16 protein-coding genes are annotated in these 17,837 nt (G+C 41.9%); 9 read left to right on the forward strand and 7 right to left on the reverse strand.

All coding sequences use genetic code 11. The annotated features are described in order from the left end of the window. Window positions 1-330: 330 nt before the first annotated feature. Together FN961_RS23325 and FN961_RS23330 are read right to left on the reverse strand one after the other, a co-directional pair. Window positions 331-1,374 carry a patatin-like phospholipase family protein gene (locus FN961_RS23325; RefSeq protein WP_144042550.1) on the reverse strand — a complete coding sequence of 348 codons (1,044 nt, stop codon included), beginning with the start codon at window positions 1,372-1,374 and terminating at the stop codon, window positions 331-333. Between the two features lie 239 nt (window positions 1,375-1,613). After that, window positions 1,614-2,285 carry a YccT family protein gene (locus tag FN961_RS23330; protein WP_144042551.1) on the reverse strand — a complete coding sequence of 224 codons (672 nt, stop codon included), beginning with the start codon at window positions 2,283-2,285 and terminating at the stop codon, window positions 1,614-1,616. Between the two features lie 236 nt (window positions 2,286-2,521). Here FN961_RS23330 and FN961_RS23335 point away from each other — a divergent pair, with 236 nt between their 5' ends. Next, a complete protein-coding gene (locus FN961_RS23335; protein WP_144042552.1) occupies window positions 2,522-2,887 on the forward strand; it encodes a hypothetical protein in 366 nt (121 codons plus the stop codon). Between the two features lie 115 nt (window positions 2,888-3,002). Beyond that, on the forward strand, window positions 3,003-3,950 hold the full coding sequence (gene corA / locus FN961_RS23340) for a magnesium/cobalt transporter CorA (RefSeq protein WP_144042553.1): 948 nt from the start codon (window positions 3,003-3,005) through the stop codon (window positions 3,948-3,950). Here the strand turns inward: corA and FN961_RS23345 are convergent. Continuing rightward, entirely contained in the window at window positions 3,945-4,259 is a 315-nt protein-coding gene (locus FN961_RS23345; RefSeq protein WP_144042554.1) for a DUF3135 domain-containing protein, read from the reverse strand. The two genes, corA and FN961_RS23345, sit on opposite strands and share 6 nt — an antisense overlap. A gap of 237 nt (window positions 4,260-4,496) precedes the next feature. Between FN961_RS23345 and FN961_RS23350 the strand changes: the two genes are divergently transcribed. Next, complete coding sequence (locus FN961_RS23350) at window positions 4,497-5,189, forward strand: 2OG-Fe(II) oxygenase (protein WP_144042555.1); 693 nt, start codon at window positions 4,497-4,499, stop codon at window positions 5,187-5,189. Window positions 5,190-5,510: 321 nt separating this feature from the next. Here FN961_RS23350 and FN961_RS23360 read toward each other — a convergent pair whose 3' ends face one another. Both FN961_RS23360 and FN961_RS23365 read right to left on the reverse strand, forming a co-directional pair. Then, window positions 5,511-6,860: an ATP-binding protein gene (locus tag FN961_RS23360; protein ID WP_144042556.1), complete on the reverse strand. Its 1,350-nt coding sequence runs from the start codon at window positions 6,858-6,860 to the stop codon at window positions 5,511-5,513. Then, window positions 6,851-7,525 carry a response regulator gene (locus FN961_RS23365; protein WP_144042557.1) on the reverse strand — a complete coding sequence of 225 codons (675 nt, stop codon included), beginning with the start codon at window positions 7,523-7,525 and terminating at the stop codon, window positions 6,851-6,853. The genes FN961_RS23360 and FN961_RS23365 overlap by 10 nt, the downstream gene beginning before the upstream one ends. A gap of 369 nt (window positions 7,526-7,894) precedes the next feature. Between FN961_RS23365 and FN961_RS23370 the strand changes: the two genes are divergently transcribed. Genes FN961_RS23370 through FN961_RS23380 form a run of 3 tightly spaced genes read left to right on the forward strand, consistent with a single transcriptional unit; the run spans window position 7,895 to window position 10,919 of the window. Then, window positions 7,895-8,749, forward strand: a complete 855-nt coding sequence (locus tag FN961_RS23370) for a putative selenate ABC transporter substrate-binding protein (RefSeq protein ID WP_144042558.1) — start codon at window positions 7,895-7,897, stop codon at window positions 8,747-8,749. 3 nt (window positions 8,750-8,752) lie between these two features. Beyond that, complete coding sequence (locus tag FN961_RS23375; protein ID WP_144042559.1) at window positions 8,753-9,430, forward strand: ATP-binding cassette domain-containing protein; 678 nt, start codon at window positions 8,753-8,755, stop codon at window positions 9,428-9,430. Continuing rightward, complete coding sequence (locus FN961_RS23380) at window positions 9,423-10,919, forward strand: PhnE/PtxC family ABC transporter permease (RefSeq protein WP_144042560.1); 1,497 nt, start codon at window positions 9,423-9,425, stop codon at window positions 10,917-10,919. The genes FN961_RS23375 and FN961_RS23380 overlap by 8 nt, the downstream gene beginning before the upstream one ends. Before the next feature lie 56 nt (window positions 10,920-10,975). Here the strand turns inward: FN961_RS23380 and FN961_RS23385 are convergent, their stop codons facing one another. Both FN961_RS23385 and FN961_RS23390 read right to left on the reverse strand, forming a co-directional pair. Further along, a complete protein-coding gene (locus tag FN961_RS23385) occupies window positions 10,976-11,320 on the reverse strand; it encodes a hypothetical protein (RefSeq protein WP_144042561.1) in 345 nt (114 codons plus the stop codon). Window positions 11,321-11,409: 89 nt separating this feature from the next. Further along, window positions 11,410-12,135: a hypothetical protein gene (locus FN961_RS23390; RefSeq protein WP_144042562.1), complete on the reverse strand. Its 726-nt coding sequence runs from the start codon at window positions 12,133-12,135 to the stop codon at window positions 11,410-11,412. A 299-nt stretch (window positions 12,136-12,434) separates the two neighbouring features. Between FN961_RS23390 and FN961_RS23395 the strand changes: the two genes are divergently transcribed. From FN961_RS23395 to FN961_RS23405, 3 genes are all read left to right on the forward strand, one after another. Then, on the forward strand, window positions 12,435-14,048 hold the full coding sequence (locus FN961_RS23395) for a sensor histidine kinase (RefSeq protein ID WP_144042563.1): 1,614 nt from the start codon (window positions 12,435-12,437) through the stop codon (window positions 14,046-14,048). Further along, entirely contained in the window at window positions 14,045-15,397 is a 1,353-nt protein-coding gene (locus FN961_RS23400; RefSeq protein ID WP_144042564.1) for a sigma-54-dependent transcriptional regulator, read from the forward strand. Before FN961_RS23395 ends, FN961_RS23400 begins: the two co-directional genes overlap by 4 nt. 282 nt (window positions 15,398-15,679) lie before the next feature. Next, window positions 15,680-17,833: a CHASE3 domain-containing protein gene (locus FN961_RS23405; protein ID WP_144042565.1), complete on the forward strand. Its 2,154-nt coding sequence runs from the start codon at window positions 15,680-15,682 to the stop codon at window positions 17,831-17,833. Window positions 17,834-17,837: the final 4 nt, after the last annotated feature.

Below are 17,837 nucleotides of genomic sequence, written 5' to 3' on the forward strand. Positions count from 1 at the left end.
GTGAGTTCATTCAACGCAGAAGTAGGCAGCCAAAAACACTCCTTACAGGCGAGTTTTAGCGGTGCTGATGCTGTGTTAACGAACTTGACCGTAGAATAACTATGCTCTTCACTCGTTGCAAGCCACATGGATGTGGTGAATGTCATTAATGCAGGAGCAATTAATGACCTTGCCTCAGTACCGCTAAATTCTCGCTGAGCGATCAAATCTTTATACTGATTGGTATAAATAGAGAAACTCGCTTGATCTATTGACTTGAATACGTGCGTGCCTACTCCCTATGTTGAGTAGACTACGGTTCCTCAACAGCCTCAATATGTGTATTTACGGTTAACAGTAACGTTTGGCGGACTTTACGTTAGTCTTTCTCTCTTGCTCAAGAGGTTGGGGCTGGAACTGCAAGAATGGCTGAGAGTATTGAGCGACAAACTTTTCACCCGCTTGCTTACCTAGAATGTAATCTTGATTGAGATCGGATTCTCGACTTCCAAGTAATTTACTTTTTAATCCTTGTTCAGGAAAAACTTGAATCACTTCTACCCCTGATGGTGGTGATTGAATAAATTTTAGCGACTCTCGATAAGCATGCTCGTGGTGAACAAAGTAATCGATAGCTTTCGGGCATTGATTAGATGAGCATATCCATGATTTTAGTCGGTTAACCCAAGGGGTATGAGCTGCATATTCTTTCGGTAGAGTACGCAGTACGACTATCTTACGAGCGCCGCGTTTATAAGCTTCTTCTACAGGTAGCGGTGCCGAGAGTCCACCATCGACATGAAAGTCACCATCAAGTTTCACTCCTTTGCGGTACAAATAGGGTAGAGCACTTGAGGCCTTGAGTAGAGTAAGCCAGTTATCTTGATTTGGGCTGAAGAAGTTAGCTTGGTAATTAGAGCTGTTGGTGGTCGAAATGAGCAGTTGCCTCTGTTTTAACCGTTTAAAACCGCATTCAGTATTGAGTCTGTGTGTTAAAGGCCCCTTGACCGATCTATTTACTAATTCCACTTGGTTGAAATACCAATCAAGATCGACTGTGTTTTGCCCTTTTAAGGTTCGTCCAAGATTAAAAAACTGAGGGTTGCGTGACAACCTAGCAATGGATGCTTGAGCAAAACCAGCTTGATGGGTGATATAGCTTGATAGATTTTGTGCGCCAGCAGATGTGCCAATGAGTAATTCAAACGGGTTAAAACCCATTTCGAGCCAACTGTCTAGAATGCCTGCTGTAAATATTCCCCTTTGACCGCCGCCCTCAGCCACGAGCGCAGTCTGAGCGACGGGCTGTGATGCTGAATGGTCTAAACGATGTCCACATAAATGTTCAGACGCTGAAGCTTCGTATTGAGCAGACGGAAAAGAGGCTAATGGCATGATGTGACCTGATAAAAGAGATTCCCCCAGTGGAATGAGTTAAATCTATAGAATCAGGTTCCGCTTGTATAATTGATTAATTCAATCACTCAAATAGAGAAACTCTATAAGCTTTTGCTAAAGCTGTTATGGTCTGAATTCTGCTATCGAAAATATTACTTGGAAAGCAGGGATTCAATCTCGAATCCCTTGGCGATCTGGATGAGGTCGATACACGTAGAGTCGTACTTGATGTGTGACTAGTGTTGAGCTTTGTTTATCTTTGCTTTGAATTCGTTTTGAGTCGCTTCATCGGCTTGATTGTACCAAAAGTCGAGCATTTCACTGATGTTTATCTGATCTTTTAAGGCTGGCGTTGCTTTTACAATGGCTTCTTTTTCAGCTTGCGTTGATCTTTGAGTCAGTGAAATAACCATACTTGTAGGGGCTAAACCCTTGATAGCTGCTATCGAGTTAGTTTGGTTATAGGCGAGTATTTCGTCGTCATAGTTCCGCCCTAATTGAATGCCCTCTTTACGCAGTGTATCTGTGCGGATCTCAAGCTTATTCCCCTCGCTGTCTTCGACATAAACTTCGGGATCAAGATCAAATTTATCGGCTTGGTTATCGGATTTCAAAGTTGGTAAAGTTAAGTTGTAATCAGTATCTTTTGCAGCAAAGCTGAGAATAACAGCTTCTGAGCTAAAGCGTTTTTCTTGTCCATGGCTTCTGTACTTTGTTTGGTATCTGAAAACTATCTGATTGTCACCATTACCCAGCTCAATTTTCGGTTGGCTTGATGCTTCTTGACCATTGACCAATAATAATTCAGCAGATTTTGGCAGTGTTAAACTGACATTGGCAAATGCTGGCGCCACAAACATGAGTGATATTAGACCTGAAAGGCTCGTCGCGAGGAAGGTGTTTTTCATTGATGGATCCTAATGTAAATATGTACTTTTTCTATGTGCCTTTATAGCATCTTTTATGGAATAAATGATGCTCTCTTATTTGTTTGCTTGTTTTAGTCGCGCTTTATTTAGTGGTGTTGTAGAAGCTGACTAGGGGCGATAATTGTTTATTCATCAGTAGTTATAGAGATTTATAACAGTTTTATAAGTTAATTTTAGCTATAATCTTTGCTAGTTTTTTTCTCTAGGAGAGAGATGTGCTCACTAAAATTATCATTACTTTACTCATTATTTTTGGTGCTTGGTTTTACCTACGAAAGCCGAAAGCCAATACTAGCACTCAAGGTGCGAGTCGGCTTGGTCAGGAGATGATGTTCAAGTATGTTTTTTACGGGTTTATTCTTATCTCTATGCTAGCCAGTGGCGGTTATTGGTGTTGGAACTGGCAGGATGGAAACCAAGTGGTTACGGTGACTATCGTGTCGCCACTTGAAAACAGTTCAATGACTTATAAAGTAAAAAAGAAAGATATTTTAAGTCATGAAATCAAAACATTAGACGGATTAAATATACGTTTATCGAATCAGGAACGCGTTATTATCGCCCAAAAAACGCAAGAGTGATTTAGGATTGAGGCTTAGCTAGCTCTTTTAAATCGTGATTTATCAGGTAAAATGTTGTCCATTTACCCTGCGCTTTGCCAAACGTACTTAGGCCAAGTGTTTTTCAGGAGGTTGTATGATAACTGCATATGTCTATACCGACAGAAATTTAAGCATAAATGAATTAGATATTCAGGACGTAGTCCCTCCTGGGACACTGTGGTTGGATCTTTTCAAGCCAAGTGAAGAAGAGCGAGAATGGCTAAGTAAGTATTCAGTGGAAGAAGTGCCTGACGAAGAAGATATTAATGAAATTGAAGCGTCAGCCCGTTTTTATCAAAACAATGACGGCTTGCACATCAACTCCTTGTTTCCTCAACGGGTAGGACAAGATGTTCGTGGTGTAAACGTCTCTTTCAATCTAAGAAAAGATTTTCTACTCACGATCAGAGAAGATGACGTTGGTTTAATCCGTTTGCTACGAAACTACCTAAGATTAGGCCGTATTGAGGTGAATACACCTCAAGTGCTTTTTTTGGAACTCTTCAAGTTGAAGGTAGATTATCTGTCAGATCTAATCGAGGATATTTATACGGTTGTTGATGGGATCAGTGAGCAGGTTTTTGACAATGACAAATTGGATCAGGCTTTCAAACTTATCACTTTACAGGAAGATTCAAACGGTAAAATTCGCCTCAGTCTTTTGGATACTCAAAGATCATTGCGTTATATGCAGCGTTATTATCGTGGGCAATTAACCGATGAGAATTTTAAAGATCTACGTGAGATGCTATCAGATATCGAATCTTTGATGCCTCACAGTCAGTTCATTTTCGACAAGTTGAATTTTCTGCTTGATGCTGCAATGGGCTTTAGTGGCTTACAACAAAATAAGATCATTAAAATATTTTCAGTTGCTGCGGTTATTTTTCTTCCGCCAACAGTGATAGCCAGTGCTTATGGGATGAACTTCGTTAATATGCCGGAGCTAGAATGGCGTTTGGGTTATCCAATGGCCATTTTGATGATGATAGCGAGTGCTGCTGGTACCTATTTCTTCTTTAAGCGAAAAGGCTGGTTATAGCTTCTTAACTGGTAAGCTTAAAATTTTGGCATTTTGTTTTTTAAACTCATTTGGGTTATTGATTATATCATTGAGTGCAATAAACTTATCATTCATGATACTGATCGCAAGGTAGCATCGATGAAACGGATTGGAGCAACGAGACAGCTGTTGCTCCAGATGAAAATGCATGGAAATAAGCTGCTCCTTATTTGATTCGGGGCAGCGTTCAATAGCTTCTTCACACATCTTTTTTTGTAATCGTTCCAGTTCTTCCGGATTATTTTCCGCCAACCATTTAAGACTATCGAAGTTAGGTAGCTGAGTCATATCCTCTTCCACTAATAGAAAGTGATACCTTTAAGCTAGTTAAGGGAGCGCTATTGAGCAAGAAATTGAAGTTAAAACCACTTGATTAGTACTTTTCTATTTTATATTTTTGATTGTTAGAATATGGCTGAAAAGCTGAATTTACAGCAGTAAAAATTTAAGTTTATCTACCCACTTTACAATTGATTAACCTCTGTGTAAGCATATCTAGGCCTTTTGAAATATAAGAAGCTTATAATGGATTTTATTGAAGTTTACCCCGATGCTATCCCCGTTGATTTGTGTGACCGATTGATGGCCGCTTTTGAAAAGCATCAGGGTGTGACAGATGGTCGTACGGGACATGGTGTTGATACGACCAAGAAAGTTAGCCGTGACTTAACCTTAGACAGTTTTGAAGATCTCCTCCCCTTAAGGGATGAGCTTTTGTCGCATACCCTCAAATATTCTACCCGTTATTTTAATCAGTATTCTATGGCTTTGATGGGGGCTGTTTCAGTGCAAGTGGCAGATGAAAAAGGGCTTGGGGTGAGTTTGACGCCAGACAATTACCCGATATTGGGAGAGCCGAGAGCAGAGGCCTTAGTTAAGTACTTATATCGCAGTGGTACTATTAACGTTCAAAAGTATCCTCAGTCCCTCGGCGGTTATCCTCATTGGCATTCAGAGCAGTTCCCTCAAGCGGGTCATAATGAGGCGTTGCACAGAGTTGTGCTGTATATGTTTTACCTTAATGATGTCGAGGAGGGAGGGGAGACTGAGTTTTTCTATCAAGATAGAAAGCTAAAGCCTAAAAAAGGTACGATGGTGATTGCTCCGGCAGGCTTTACTCATTCTCATCGTGGCAACACGCCAATTAGTGGCGATAAATATATTGCCACATCATGGGTGATGTTTAATCGAGCTGAGCTGTTATACCAATCAGTATAAGAAGTTGATCTACTCAGAGTGTTTTTTGGCAAACTAATTCAAGGCGAATGGATGATGGAATGGTTTTTCCCTTGTGAGTTCATTCAACGCAGAAATAGGCAGCCAAAAACACTCCTTACAGGCGAGTTTTAGCGGTTCTGATGCTGTGTTAACGAGCTTAACCGTAGAATAACTATGCTCTTCACTCGCTGCCTTGCCTCAGGACCGCTAAACTCTCGCTGAGCGAGCAAATCTTTATACTGATTGGTATTATACCAACCAATATAAAGAAAAAGGCTTTAACCTTTGCGGGTTAAAGCCTTTTTAATCGATGGCGGCAAATTAGATTGGGATGGTGATGATGAACTTGGCGCCTTCAAGTTCTGAGTCTTCAATTTCAAGTTTACCGCTATAGCTGGTTACTATCTCATGACATACCGCGAGCCCGATCCCTTGTCCTGGTTTTTGGGTATCGGCCCTGACGCCACGTTGGATGATTTTTTGTTTGATGCTTTCCTCAATACCTTGGCCATCATCTTCAACGATGAGTACAAACTCTGAGTGGTCGTTGTAACTGGCGCTGACTCTAACCTTGCTAATGCAGAGTTTAAAGGCATTCTCCATCAAGTTGCCACAGAGCTCCATCAAATCGCCTTTGTCTCCGGGAAACACATGTTCTATTGGAATATGAGCTTCAAACATCACCTGTTTATCGCGATAGACCTTAAATAGCATCTGTGAAAGCTGATTAACAAGAGGTGCGACTAAGGTTTGCTGCTGTTTTAAGCCTTTACGACCTAACATGGCGCGCTTGAGTTGATATTTAACCAGCAGATCCATCTGGCTTACCTGCTCCATAATCTTCTCACTAGCACCGTGTTTATCTAAGGTGGCATCATCAGTGATGGCATGCACGGCCGCGAGTCTTGTTTTCAGGCTATGTGCAAGATCGTTCATCGCGTTTTGATATCTATCCTGCTGGGCGCTGGATTGGATTAGGAGTTGGTTAAGTGCTTGCGTCACGCCTTCTAACTCAACGGGGTAATCTTGTGATAAGGTTTTCAATTTACCACTGTTGACGTTTTCAAGTTCAGATCTCATGCGCACTAGAGGACGCATTCCCCAATAACCTGCGCTGATGAGCAATATCAGTGCTAGGGCCAATACCATGGCTAATCTTATGTAGGTTAGGCGACTGAACTTGTCCAGCTCTGCTTCAAGGTTGGCGGCATCCTTCATTACAAGCAAGTTGTACTTATTGCCAGCAATCTCAACGACTAACAAATAGATAAAATACCCATTATCATCAGCTAAGTTAAGGTAATAGGGAGGGGAGTCGTTACGAATTTCATTAAAACGTTCACAAGTATCAAATAACCCCCTATCGACCGCTAAAGAAGAGGTCCACACTTGCCTAAACCCGGTATCACAACTGGCGATAACATAGCGTTCAGGGGCGTTATTCTCATTGAGCCACTCACTGCTGTCAGGAATAAGATCGTGCTCTTTAAGTTCAGCTGCAACTTTGGGGATCTCAGCGATCAATTGGGCTGTTTCTTCGTTATAGCTATTTTGAGCATGAAGAATATTGATCATCCAAGCCAAGCCAAAACCGACTAAGGCAATAATGGACAAGGAAGTGAGAAACATCCGGGTGAGCAGACGTTTCTTGGGTCTAAATTTTAGCTGCATGGTAAGTTAAACTTATAGCCTTGGCCACGTATGGTGGCGATGGGGTTGTCTAGCCCGCCAAGGGTGAGTTTTTTTCTCAACCGCGACACCATCACTTCTATGGTGTTGGGATCTCCCTCTTTATCAGCATAAACCACATCTAAAAGTCGTTGTTTAGCGACGACTTCATGGCAATGGCGCATTAGATATTCCAGTATTTGATATTCAAATGCTGTTATCTCCATAATTTCGTCATGCATGGTGACCTGTTTGGCTGCGAGATCTAAATCAAGCGGTCCACTGGTTATCACTGGTTTGACAAAACCTGCACTTCGTCTGACTAAAGCGTCGAGTCTGGCAACGAGCTCCTCTTTTTGGAAAGGCTTAACTAAATAGTCATCGGCACCAGCATTGAGTCCTTCAACCTTGTCCTGCCAGTTCACTCGGGCAGTCAAGATGAGCACTGGTGCTTTTAACCCTTCATCTCGTAGGCTTTGGATCAGGCTGATACCGTCTTGATCTGGTAAACCTAAATCAATGATTGCGACATCAATAGGGTAATTAGTTGCTTGATAAAATCCCTCTTTGGCGGTTAACGCGACTTGGACTTGATTGCCTAACTCACTTAATTGTACTTTGAGATGATGGGAAAGGATTGGGTCATCTTCAACAACCAAAATTCTCATAATTTGATGCCTTTATAATTATTTAGCTCAGTTTACTCACATATCTAAGATGTGCCAACTGTGTACATATTGATCTTAGAAAATATTTTACCTGAGATTAACTTAACCAGAGCTGACTTATGTATTGAGCTGGCTGAGATATAGACATTTACTTGGCTTTATACTCAAGCATTCTCAACATGCATAATGTCGAGAAAATAGAGGGTTCGAGGTTGCTAACACCTCCTGCATGACTTTGCGTTGACTTCTTCTTTGTAAGACCATGAAATAGCTATTTGGATAAGGTGAAGTTATAAAGGATAAACTGCTAGTTATGTAACGTTAGATTCGTTAAAATGCCGCAATTTTGTTACCAATAGGAAACATTTCATGGGGCTGTTTAAAATAGCTGCGTTTATTACGTTAAGCACCATTACCTCGAGTGCTTTTGCTGCCGTTTTTACTTTCACTGCAATTCCTGATGAAAATGAGAGTCAGCTTCGTACACGTTTTGAGAAAGTTGCTCTCTACCTTGAAAAAGAATTAGGGATCGAAGTTAATTATGTGCCAGTTAAATCGTATTCAGCCGCAGTGACTGCATTTAGAAATAATCAAGTTCAGTTGGCATGGTTTGGTGGATTGTCCGGAGTTCAAGCACGCCGCTTGGTTCCTGGCTCTGATGCGATAGCACAGGGTAATGAAGATCAGTTCTTTCAAAGTTACTTTATTGCACATGAATCAGCGGAAGTCTTGTCGTCAGACAGTTTCCCTAACCTAAATGGTCTAACATTTACTTTCGGCTCAAAGGGGTCTACCTCAGGTCGTCTGATGCCACAGTTTTATATTGAGAGAAATTTAGGTAAGAAGACCAAAGATGTGTTTAAGCGGATTGGTTTTTCTGGTGATCACAGTCGTACCATTACGCAGGTTGAGGCTGGTGCGTACCAAGTTGGCGCTGTGAATTACAAAGTGTGGGAGACAGCGGTTGAAAATGGCACAGTTGATACCAATAAAGTGAAGGTTATCTGGCAGAGCCCAACCTACCCTGATTATCAGTGGACGGTAAGAGCTGGTGTGGATGAAACATTTGGCGAAGGTTTTAAAGAACGCTTAACCCAGACTTTGCTCAATATGAATGATCCTGATCTACTTGCCAGTTTTCCAAGAAGCTCATTTGTGCCTGCTGACAACTTAGATTATGAACCTATTGAAAATGTGGCTAAAGCGATAGGGCTCATCGATTAACCTATGGTTAATTTTGAAGATCTTACGCTAAAATATACTGATAAGCTGGCTATTAGCCAGCTTTCTTTGTCTATAAAGCATGGTGAAAAGGTGGCCATCATTGGTCCATCTGGTGCAGGGAAGTCGACCTTGCTTTTTCACCTCTACTCTTTACTCAAAGATAATGCAGCCTTTTGTTCTCAAAAGCAGGGATTGGTTGATGGCTTAAGTACTTATCACAATGTCTACATGGGGTCGCTTGCTCGACATAACTGGCTCTATAATGTGGTTAATTTAGTCACCCCTTTTAGCGTACCTTTAGGTGAAGTGAACGGCTTATGTCATGAGCTTTCACTTGATGTCCCTATGGCGAAGTTACTGGCAGAGCTCTCTGGTGGTCAGAGACAAAGAGTTGCTTTGGCTCGGGCTTTGTATCAGCGACAACCCATTTTTATTGGTGATGAACCTTTTTCGGCTCTCGATCCCTTGATGGCGGAACATCTGCTTAAGTTGGTGTTAGCTCGCCACTCAAGTGCGATCATGGTGTTGCATGATAAATCTCAAGCTTTGTCACATTTCGACCGTATCATTGGTTTACGGGAAGGAAAGTTGTGCCTTGATGTCACTCAAGATGAGCTGACGCCTGAGTTGCTAGCGCATTTTTATTCCCATGAGTCATTTCCGCAGCCCTGTAATGCCTAAGTCGTCTCCCTTTATCGGATATTGGCTGAAAACCACGTTAAGCTTGTGGGTCATCGCTTTTGTGTGTTTCTATTTATCCGATACAGAGATTATCTCGCTTGATCCTTGGAGCGAGCTGCAGCGTATGGGCTTGGGGCTAGTGAGCCCTGATTTCTTCGCTACTGAATACCTGCTTGAAGCATTATGGCAAACAGTCAGTTTCGCTCTATTAGGCGTCTTTGTTGGTCTCTTATGGGGGGCGCCACTAGCCCTTGTATATACCAATCGTTTTATTGCTGCGATGTGCGCCGTCATCCGTTCAATTCATGAGATATTTTGGGCGCTGTTATTTCTGCAAATATTTGGCTTGTCTCCCATTACTGGTATTCTCGCGATTGCGCTGCCCTATGGAGCGACGTTTGCTCGAGTATTCCACGATATCCTATTGCAGTCGCCCGTTACTACAGTGCAAACACTGCCCGCACATACCGATAAAATAAGTCGGTATTTTTATGGGCGAATTAGCCATGTCATTGTGCCCATACTCGCCTATATAAGGTATCGATTCGAATGTGCACTAAGAAGTAGTGCTGTATTGGGTTTCATCGGTATGCCAACACTAGGCTTTTATCTAGAAACGGCATTCAGACAGGGAAATTACCATGAGGGAGCGGCGTTACTTATTCTGTTTATTACGCTGATAGGCACAATATCGTTTTGGTGTAGGCCTACTTTAATTATTCTTTATTTGTTCTGCGCTGTGTTCACCTTACCCAATATTCCATCGGTTGATGGGATGTTGCTTTGGCGTTTTATCAGTCAGGATATCTTGCCGCCTGCACTGCAAAACCTTGATGGCTTTAGTCAATTTGATTTTACTCAGTTGCTGAATTGGGCGTATAAGATCTTACTTGAGCAAGCGCTCCCTGGGATGATATTGACTTTACTGTTGGCATTGAGTGCACTGGCAATGGCGCATCTAGTGTCTGTTTCTGCATCTGCATTAGCTTTTAAACCATTAACAGGCAGTATATTTTCAAGTGTGATGAAGTTACTTTTGCTGATATTAAGATCAATTCCAGAGTACATCTTTGCCTTTATTTTTATGATGTTACTTGGCCCTTCCATGTTGCCAGCCATGTTAGCGCTTGCTCTGCATAATGGGGCGCTTATTGCCTTTTTAACCTTAAGGCAATCGGATACTGTCTCGGTTTCGGCAGATTTCAATGGCCGTATTGATGGTTACTGTTACGATATTTTACCCAAAATATACCCCAATTTAATGGGATTACTTTTCTATCGTTTTGAGGTAATACTTCGAGAAACGGCTATTTTTGGGATCTTAGGGGTTGCGACTTTGGGCTTTTATATCGACAGTGCTTTTTCGGAAATTCGTTACAGCACTGCACTGCTCTTGATGGCATGTACAGCTTTACTCAATATTGTGGTGGATTTGGTGAGCAGGCGACTGCTGACACAAAGCACGAGAGGGGGATTAGCTTGCCGATAAGAAGGTAAAGTGAATGCCTGTTATCGGCGATGAAAGGCACTCACTTCTCGTACACATTAAGCCAAAGATCTAGCTTTATTCCATTTAGCGATGAGTCCATTACAACAAAGCGATGCTAAAACCGTGAATAGAGTCACCAATGACATGATGGCACTTAGTCGATACCAAGGCATGTCCATTGCGATGCGCATTTGAACATAATCATAACTGCTGAGTCCCCAGACAAACAGCGCACTCACGGCTAACACTATCTGAAGTAATCGAGTGAGTGTTGAGTGTTTTAACATCAGTAATAAAGGGGCGCCAACATATGCAGCGCAGATAAACATCTGTCCGTAGCGCATAAAATGTGCACCAAGAAGCAGATAAGCTAAAGTTATTATCGTTACACGCCACCACATAAAATAATCCAGTTACTCTTTTAGCCGTAGAATACGATATTCTTTAAGATGTATTCTATCGGCTTGTTCACAGTTTATAAAATTTGAGGTTAATTCAGTGCTTCTTTTATCGCTTGTTTATCCTCGTCAGTTAGATTGCTATTCTTAATCATCTTGATTAGATGCTCTGCCTGCTCATCCTCATCATGACCATTAATAATTACGATGCGATTTCCATGACCATTGTCATGAGCAAAATCGATGTCTATGTCCAGATCACCAAACTCAGAAACGATATCAGCGACATTTCCTTCAATCGATTCTACGATGAATGCATACTCATCTTCTTGCTGTTGATGGAGAACTTCAAATTCCATCGCGTGGGCTTCCATTTCAGCAGCTTTAGCTTCAAGTTTCATCGCTATTCTTTGCATCTCAGCTTCCTTGCCCTCCATTTTTTTAGCGATGGTTTCCAGTTTTTTTCTGGTTTTGGCATCAAGCTCTTTACTGTGAAATTGTGCGAACTTGCGATGCTCCATTGCCGTTAGTTTGGTTAAGAGCTTCGTCAGTGTTTTCTTGGGCTTCTCAGGCAGTTCAGCAAGCTTAGATTTAATCACTGCGGGGTCTTTGAGCTCCGCTGGCGTAAATGTAAACTCGTGTTTTTCTTTACCCAGTTTAACGGATACTTGGGTTAGCTCATTCTCATCCTGATTAATGTTCATCACCGTTGCACTATCCACAATTTCAATTTCACGCACATTAGAGGGAGCAGCGTTAGCGGTAAAAGCAAGTAAGCTTGTGCAGACAAACAGTATGGCAAGTTTTTTTGATTTCATGGGTTTTCCTTTTTCTATCAGAGTTAAATGAAGTGGTGGTTAGCAATAGTTAATAGCTAACAGTCATTAGCGAAGAGTGTGCCAAGTAGGTAAAAACCTTATTTCACAGGACTTGTGACTTATTGAAAGGAGAGCAGGTTTGCAGTTAAGCCTCATATCAGTAATAAGTTTCCGCATTTGAGGAATGTTGTTAAAATTATGCTAACGTCTGTCTGTTAAGTATCTGAAATCTAGCGCACTAGTCTTGGTATGTTTCTTGATGGACTGACTGAGGGCAGTGAATTTACTTTGAGGTTTGAATGTCGATAAAACGTTATCTGTTTTTGCTTTTTGGCACCTTAATCATTTTATTGGGATTAAGTCAGTTATTGATATCTCAGTACTATAAAGGTGAGTTACAAAGCGAGTTGAGTGAAAGCTCCAAAACGTTATCTCAAAACCTGGTGAAAGTGCTTATCGATAATGTCGGCATGGAACAGGAGTTTGTTTTTGAACTTGATGAAGATGACTTACAAGAGGCTATTGTTGATATTGAAGATGCTAGACATGATTTCAATCAAGATATTGAAGAGATAAGTCAGGAGATCACTCTACTGAGCGAAGATGTCATGTTATTGGAGAGCAGCTCGAATAATCGTGCCACAGTAGGGGAACGTGTCGCTCTCAAGCAGGCTTTGCAAAAGAAAGAGAGAGAGTTAAAGGCTCACTTGAAAGAGATGTCCCGTCATGAGTATGAATATAAACAGCAACAAAAGGCCAATATTGCTGACGCTCGACTGGAGACCGCAGTGGCTTACCGACAGCGACTACATGAGGTTGTCAGCCAGATAGAGATAGATGCTGACTCATGGCTAAAAGATGGTCACGTGGCGATTATAGAGTCGCCAGCTTCGCCAATTGGTGGTGAAGTCGCTTTTCGAGTTTCTCAAGATATTTCAGTACCGAGTCACCGGACTAAGGATCAACTTGAACGGTTTAGTGAGTCGATGCTCGCACTCATTTTACTGACTTCAATTGCGGCACTTATTTTTGCTTATATGCTGAGCCATTTTATTAGTTCACCCTTGACTAAGTTGGCTCAGGGACATCTGAAGTTAGGGGAGGGGGAGTTGGGTTTTCAAGTCGAGGAGAGAGGGGTTAAAGAGCTTAAAGCGATATTGATTGGTTTCAATAAGATGAGTCGACAACTCGAAAAACTCAGTGAAAAAGAGAGCTTGATGACACAGCAAAAACAGCTAGCGGAACTTGGGGAGGTCACTCGAGGGATAGCGCACAGCTTACGTAATCCACTTCATACTATAGGTTTGCTCTCAGAAGGGGCGCTGCAAGCTGAAACACCTGTTGAAGGTGAGCTATTACTTAAAAAAATCCAACAGAAAATTACCATGATGGATAAGAGTATTCAGTCATTGCTGACGTTATCCAGTAATGAGGTTAATCGGACTCACTCTGTACCATTGGATGCCATCATTCACGATATTTTGTTAGAGCTTTCCATTAACGGCTCTAAACCTAAAATAGTGTTTAAGGATAATGAAAAGCACTATAGCTTGCTTGGGGCTGAATCAGAATTAAGAAGCATATTGCATGCAGTGATCATCAATGCGGTTGAAGCAACACCGAATGATGGCGAGGTGACAGTCTCTATCAATGAGACAGAACATATTTATCAGGTCGTTGTGAAGGATACGGGTAAAGGAATATTACCGGGCGTGAGGGAGCGACTTTGTCAGCCTCATGTGACGACTAAAGCAGAAGGAACTGGTATGGGGGCATATATTGCAGAGCGACTGCTTAAAGGGCACTACGGTGGGGAACTCTTGTTTGAAGATAATCCAGAGGGTGGCACGGTTGTGACGATAACGTTTTCTCGTCAATGGGAAGATAATAATACTAGTGGTGAAAGACAATGAAAGAGCCGACGCTTAAAATCCTTGTTGTAGAAGACGAGCCAGAACAGCGCAGTTTAATAACCAAAATGCTTGCAGCCAATGGTTACCAAACCAAGAGTGCGGAGAGTGTGGAAGAGGCCATTTTATCGATCAAATCCGATCATCCTGATCTAGTCTTTTCCGATTGGAAGTTGGGTCAACTCAGTGGAATGGACCTGCTTAATTATGTACGCCGTGATCACCCTGACATGGGGTTTATCATTGCAACGGCTTACGGAACCATTACGCATGCGGTTGATGCAATGCAAGCCGGAGCTGATGATTATTTAGCTAAACCCTATCAAAGGCAATCATTACTACTAGCCATTGAAAAAGTGGCCAAATCTATTGTACTCAAACAGCAAAACCGAATGTTAGCTTCTCAGTTATCTCAGCAAGAAGAGATGGTGGGGCTGGTGGGCAAAGCGCCCTGTATGCAGAAGGTGTATACCCGAGTTCAGCGAGTCAGTTCAACCGATGCCACTGTCTTAATTGGTGGTGAGAGTGGTACTGGCAAGGAGCTGGCTGCCCGAGCCCTCTATCAGCTGTCAGCCAGAAATAATAAGCCATTTATTGCGATTAATTGTGGTGCTATTTCCGAAAACCTTGCAGAAGCCGAGTTATTTGGCGCAGAAAAAGGGGCATTTACGGGGGCCACTGCATTGAAGATAGGTAAGCTTGAGGCTGCAAATGGAGGGACTATCTTTCTCGATGAGATTGGTGAGCTGCCTTTGTTGTTACAGACTAACTTATTGCGCTTTTTACAAGAAGGTGTGATTAGCCGCTTAGGGCAAAATGGTGAAATAAAACTGGATGTCAGGGTGATTGCTGCAACTCATAGAGATCTGCAATATGAAGTAGCAGAAGGTCGTTTTAGGGAAGATCTCTATTATCGTCTTAATGTGGTGCCGATACATATGCCACCTTTACGTGACCGGCAGGAAGATATTGGCAGACTGGTTGAACATTTTTTAAAGCTCCATGCGAACCAATATAACCATACGCCTTCAACACTCTCTGCCAGTACAATGAAGCAGCTTCTTGATTACCCTTGGCCTGGCAATGTCAGAGAGTTGGCTAATCGAATTGAGCGTTTTGTTTTATTAGGAGATGAAGAGGAGATGGTGGAGGAACTAAGTCGTCAACCTAAAACAATTAATACTAACGAGTTCTCATTACCTGACTCAGGTATACAATGGGAGGAGTTTGAAAAAAGCTGTCTTGAACAAGCGATGAATAGACATCAAGGTAACCGAACTAAGGCCGCTAAATTTTTAGGATTAACCTATAAGGCTTTTCTGTATCGACTTGAAAAATATCAGCTAGTCTAGCCAGTTTTTAAATAAGAAAGTTATTTTCAACAGCGCTACGAACATGATTTTATAAAGATAATATGCCTTGCTGTATTAAGAAAGGCCATCCTCTCCATAGTTATACATAAATAGATGCTTAGTTGAAAAAGTTATAAAAAAATAACATCTATAGCCAAAATCCCGTCAATACTTAAATCACTAATGCGAATAGGTAATTCCTATTCTATTTTTCAATCCCCATGGAATGAAAATGACCGTTTAGTTAAAGAACGGCTGGTTTTGAATGATTAGAGGTGCACGATGAATAGCAAAGTATTAAGTAACATGAGGTTTAGGACAAAAATATTATCAGGATATGGTTTGGTACTGGCCTTGATGTTTCTTATCGCGCTAGTCGTTTTCGCCAGTGTTAAGTCTCTGACGACAAACTTTGGTTGGGTTAACCATACACATGAAGTAATGGACACAGCTTCAAAGATTGAAGCTGCAGCTGTTGATATGGAAACGGGGATGAGAGGGTACTTACTTGCCGGTAAACCTGATTTTTTGACTCCCTATAATGAAGGAAAAAAATCTTTTAATAAACTAGTCGGTGAACTTAAAAGTACCGTGTCAGATAACGCGGCTCAAGTGACGCTACTGAATGAAATATCCACCACGATAGGTGATTGGCAGACTAATGTGACAGAGCCTGTGATTGCATTGAGGGCTGCGATTGGTGATTCAAGTTCCATGAATGATATGGCTGACTTGATTAAGCAAGCGAAAGGAAAAGAGTATTTCGATACCTTTAGGGGCCAATTAGCAACCTTTATCCAACGTGAGCGTGTTTTGATGGAGTCTCGTCAAGCAGCTGCAAGTCAAACACAGAATATTTATGAGCTTAGAGAGTTAAATGAACGGGTAGAACATACCTATAAAGTCATTGCTATGGCGCAAGCTATCGTTGCATCTGCTGTCGATATGGAAACAGGCATGAGAGGCTACTTGCTCGCTGGAGATGATAGGTTTCTTGAGCCTTTTACCAATGGTAAAGCCAGTTTCTATGCGTTAATTGACCAGTTGTCGAATACGGTTTCCGATAATCCTGCTCAAGTAACATTATTAAAGGAAAGTAAACTGACGATAGATGACTGGATAAGTAAAGTCGTTAATGGACAAGTGGAGTTAAGACATCAGATAGGTGATGGCAAGAACATGGACGATATGGCAGATTTCGTTGGTGAAGCCAAAGGGAAAGTCTATTTCGATAAATTTAGGGCGCAAATTAGCACGTTTAAAGAAAGAGAGAGTAGTTTGATGGGATCGCGAATGGATTCACTGCAAGCGACTGAATCCTTGGTTATTAATGCAACCATTTTTGGTACTTTAATTGCCATAATTATAGGGATTGGCATAGCACTTTGGTTAACAAAGCACATTATGAGTATTCTTGGCGGTGAACCTAGTTATATAGGCGAGGTAATCAAGCAAATTGCCGATGGTGATTTATCCCTAACCCTTGAAAGTAAAGGGGCTACTCTAGGTATTTTGGCTGATATAAAAAGGATGAAGACATCGCTGAGATCAAAGGTCAACCTGGCAGAAAGTATTGCTGAGGGAGAGTTAGATCATACCGTTCAATTAGAGTCAGATCGAGATGCTTTAGGCCTTGCACTGAGAGCAATGACTGAGAATTTAAATGAAGTGTTAGGTTCCACACAAATTGCCAGTGATGAAATCTCCCAGGGCAGTGCTAGTGTTTCATCAAGTAGTTCAGCACTTTCAGATGGTGCGTCAAGACAATCAGTTAGCCTGGACAATATCGCCAGTTCTCTCAATGAATTAAGCACACAAATTAACACCAATGCCCAAAATGCTAATCAAGCGAGTACTCTTGCTGGTCAGGCGCAGACTGCAGCACAAGAGGGCAGCGAGAAGATGGAAGGGATGATTGTTGCTATGTCAGAGATGTCAGAGGCGAGCAAGAGCATTTCTGGTTTTATTAGCACGATTGATGAAATTGCCGCACAAACTAACCTTTTGGCTCTTAATGCTGCAATTGAAGCTGCTCGTGCCGGCGAGCAAGGACGTGGGTTTGCTGTGGTTGCAGATGAGGTTCGTAGCTTAGCGGCTAGAAGTACGGCTGCTGCAGAGGAAACGTCAAAATTAATCGCTGGCTCTGTCACTAAAACAGAGAAAGGCAGTGCAATAGCGAATGAGACTGCAGAGAGTTTAAGAAGTATTTTTGAAACCGTTAGAAAAACCTCTGAACTTGTTTCTGAAATAGCAACAGCGAGTAATGAGCAAGCCATTGGCGCAGAGACCATCAACCAGGGCGTCGTTGAAATTGATGGCGTGACTCAACAGAACAATGATACAGCTCAGCAAAGTGCGACTGCAGCAGTGCAGTTGTCTCAACAGGCTGAGCAGTTACAGCTAATGTTGTCGCGTTTTAAGCTGAATCAAGCATAAAGAT

The sequence above is a fragment of the Shewanella hanedai genome, from assembly GCF_007197645.1.
Classification (GTDB): Bacteria; Pseudomonadota; Gammaproteobacteria; order Enterobacterales; family Shewanellaceae; genus Shewanella; species Shewanella hanedai.

Excerpts from the sequence above, each read along its gene's own strand:
- FN961_RS23325 (WP_144042550.1), bottom strand. The coding sequence starts at position 1,374 with ATGCCATTAGCCTCTTTTCCGTCTGCTCAATACGAAGCTTCAGCGTCT.
- FN961_RS23330 (WP_144042551.1), bottom strand. The coding sequence starts at position 2,285 with ATGAAAAACACCTTCCTCGCGACGAGCCTTTCAGGTCTAATATCACTC.
- corA (WP_144042553.1), top strand. The coding sequence starts at position 3,003 with ATGATAACTGCATATGTCTATACCGACAGAAATTTAAGCATAAATGAA.
- FN961_RS23345 (WP_144042554.1), bottom strand. The coding sequence starts at position 4,259 with ATGACTCAGCTACCTAACTTCGATAGTCTTAAATGGTTGGCGGAAAAT.
- FN961_RS23350 (WP_144042555.1), top strand. The coding sequence starts at position 4,497 with ATGGATTTTATTGAAGTTTACCCCGATGCTATCCCCGTTGATTTGTGT.
- FN961_RS23360 (WP_144042556.1), bottom strand. The coding sequence starts at position 6,860 with ATGCAGCTAAAATTTAGACCCAAGAAACGTCTGCTCACCCGGATGTTT.
- FN961_RS23365 (WP_144042557.1), bottom strand. The coding sequence starts at position 7,525 with ATGAGAATTTTGGTTGTTGAAGATGACCCAATCCTTTCCCATCATCTC.
- FN961_RS23370 (WP_144042558.1), top strand. The coding sequence starts at position 7,895 with ATGGGGCTGTTTAAAATAGCTGCGTTTATTACGTTAAGCACCATTACC.
- FN961_RS23375 (WP_144042559.1), top strand. The coding sequence starts at position 8,753 with ATGGTTAATTTTGAAGATCTTACGCTAAAATATACTGATAAGCTGGCT.
- FN961_RS23380 (WP_144042560.1), top strand. The coding sequence starts at position 9,423 with ATGCCTAAGTCGTCTCCCTTTATCGGATATTGGCTGAAAACCACGTTA.
- FN961_RS23385 (WP_144042561.1), bottom strand. The coding sequence starts at position 11,320 with ATGTGGTGGCGTGTAACGATAATAACTTTAGCTTATCTGCTTCTTGGT.
- FN961_RS23390 (WP_144042562.1), bottom strand. The coding sequence starts at position 12,135 with ATGAAATCAAAAAAACTTGCCATACTGTTTGTCTGCACAAGCTTACTT.
- FN961_RS23395 (WP_144042563.1), top strand. The coding sequence starts at position 12,435 with ATGTCGATAAAACGTTATCTGTTTTTGCTTTTTGGCACCTTAATCATT.
- FN961_RS23400 (WP_144042564.1), top strand. The coding sequence starts at position 14,045 with ATGAAAGAGCCGACGCTTAAAATCCTTGTTGTAGAAGACGAGCCAGAA.
- FN961_RS23405 (WP_144042565.1), top strand. The coding sequence starts at position 15,680 with ATGAATAGCAAAGTATTAAGTAACATGAGGTTTAGGACAAAAATATTA.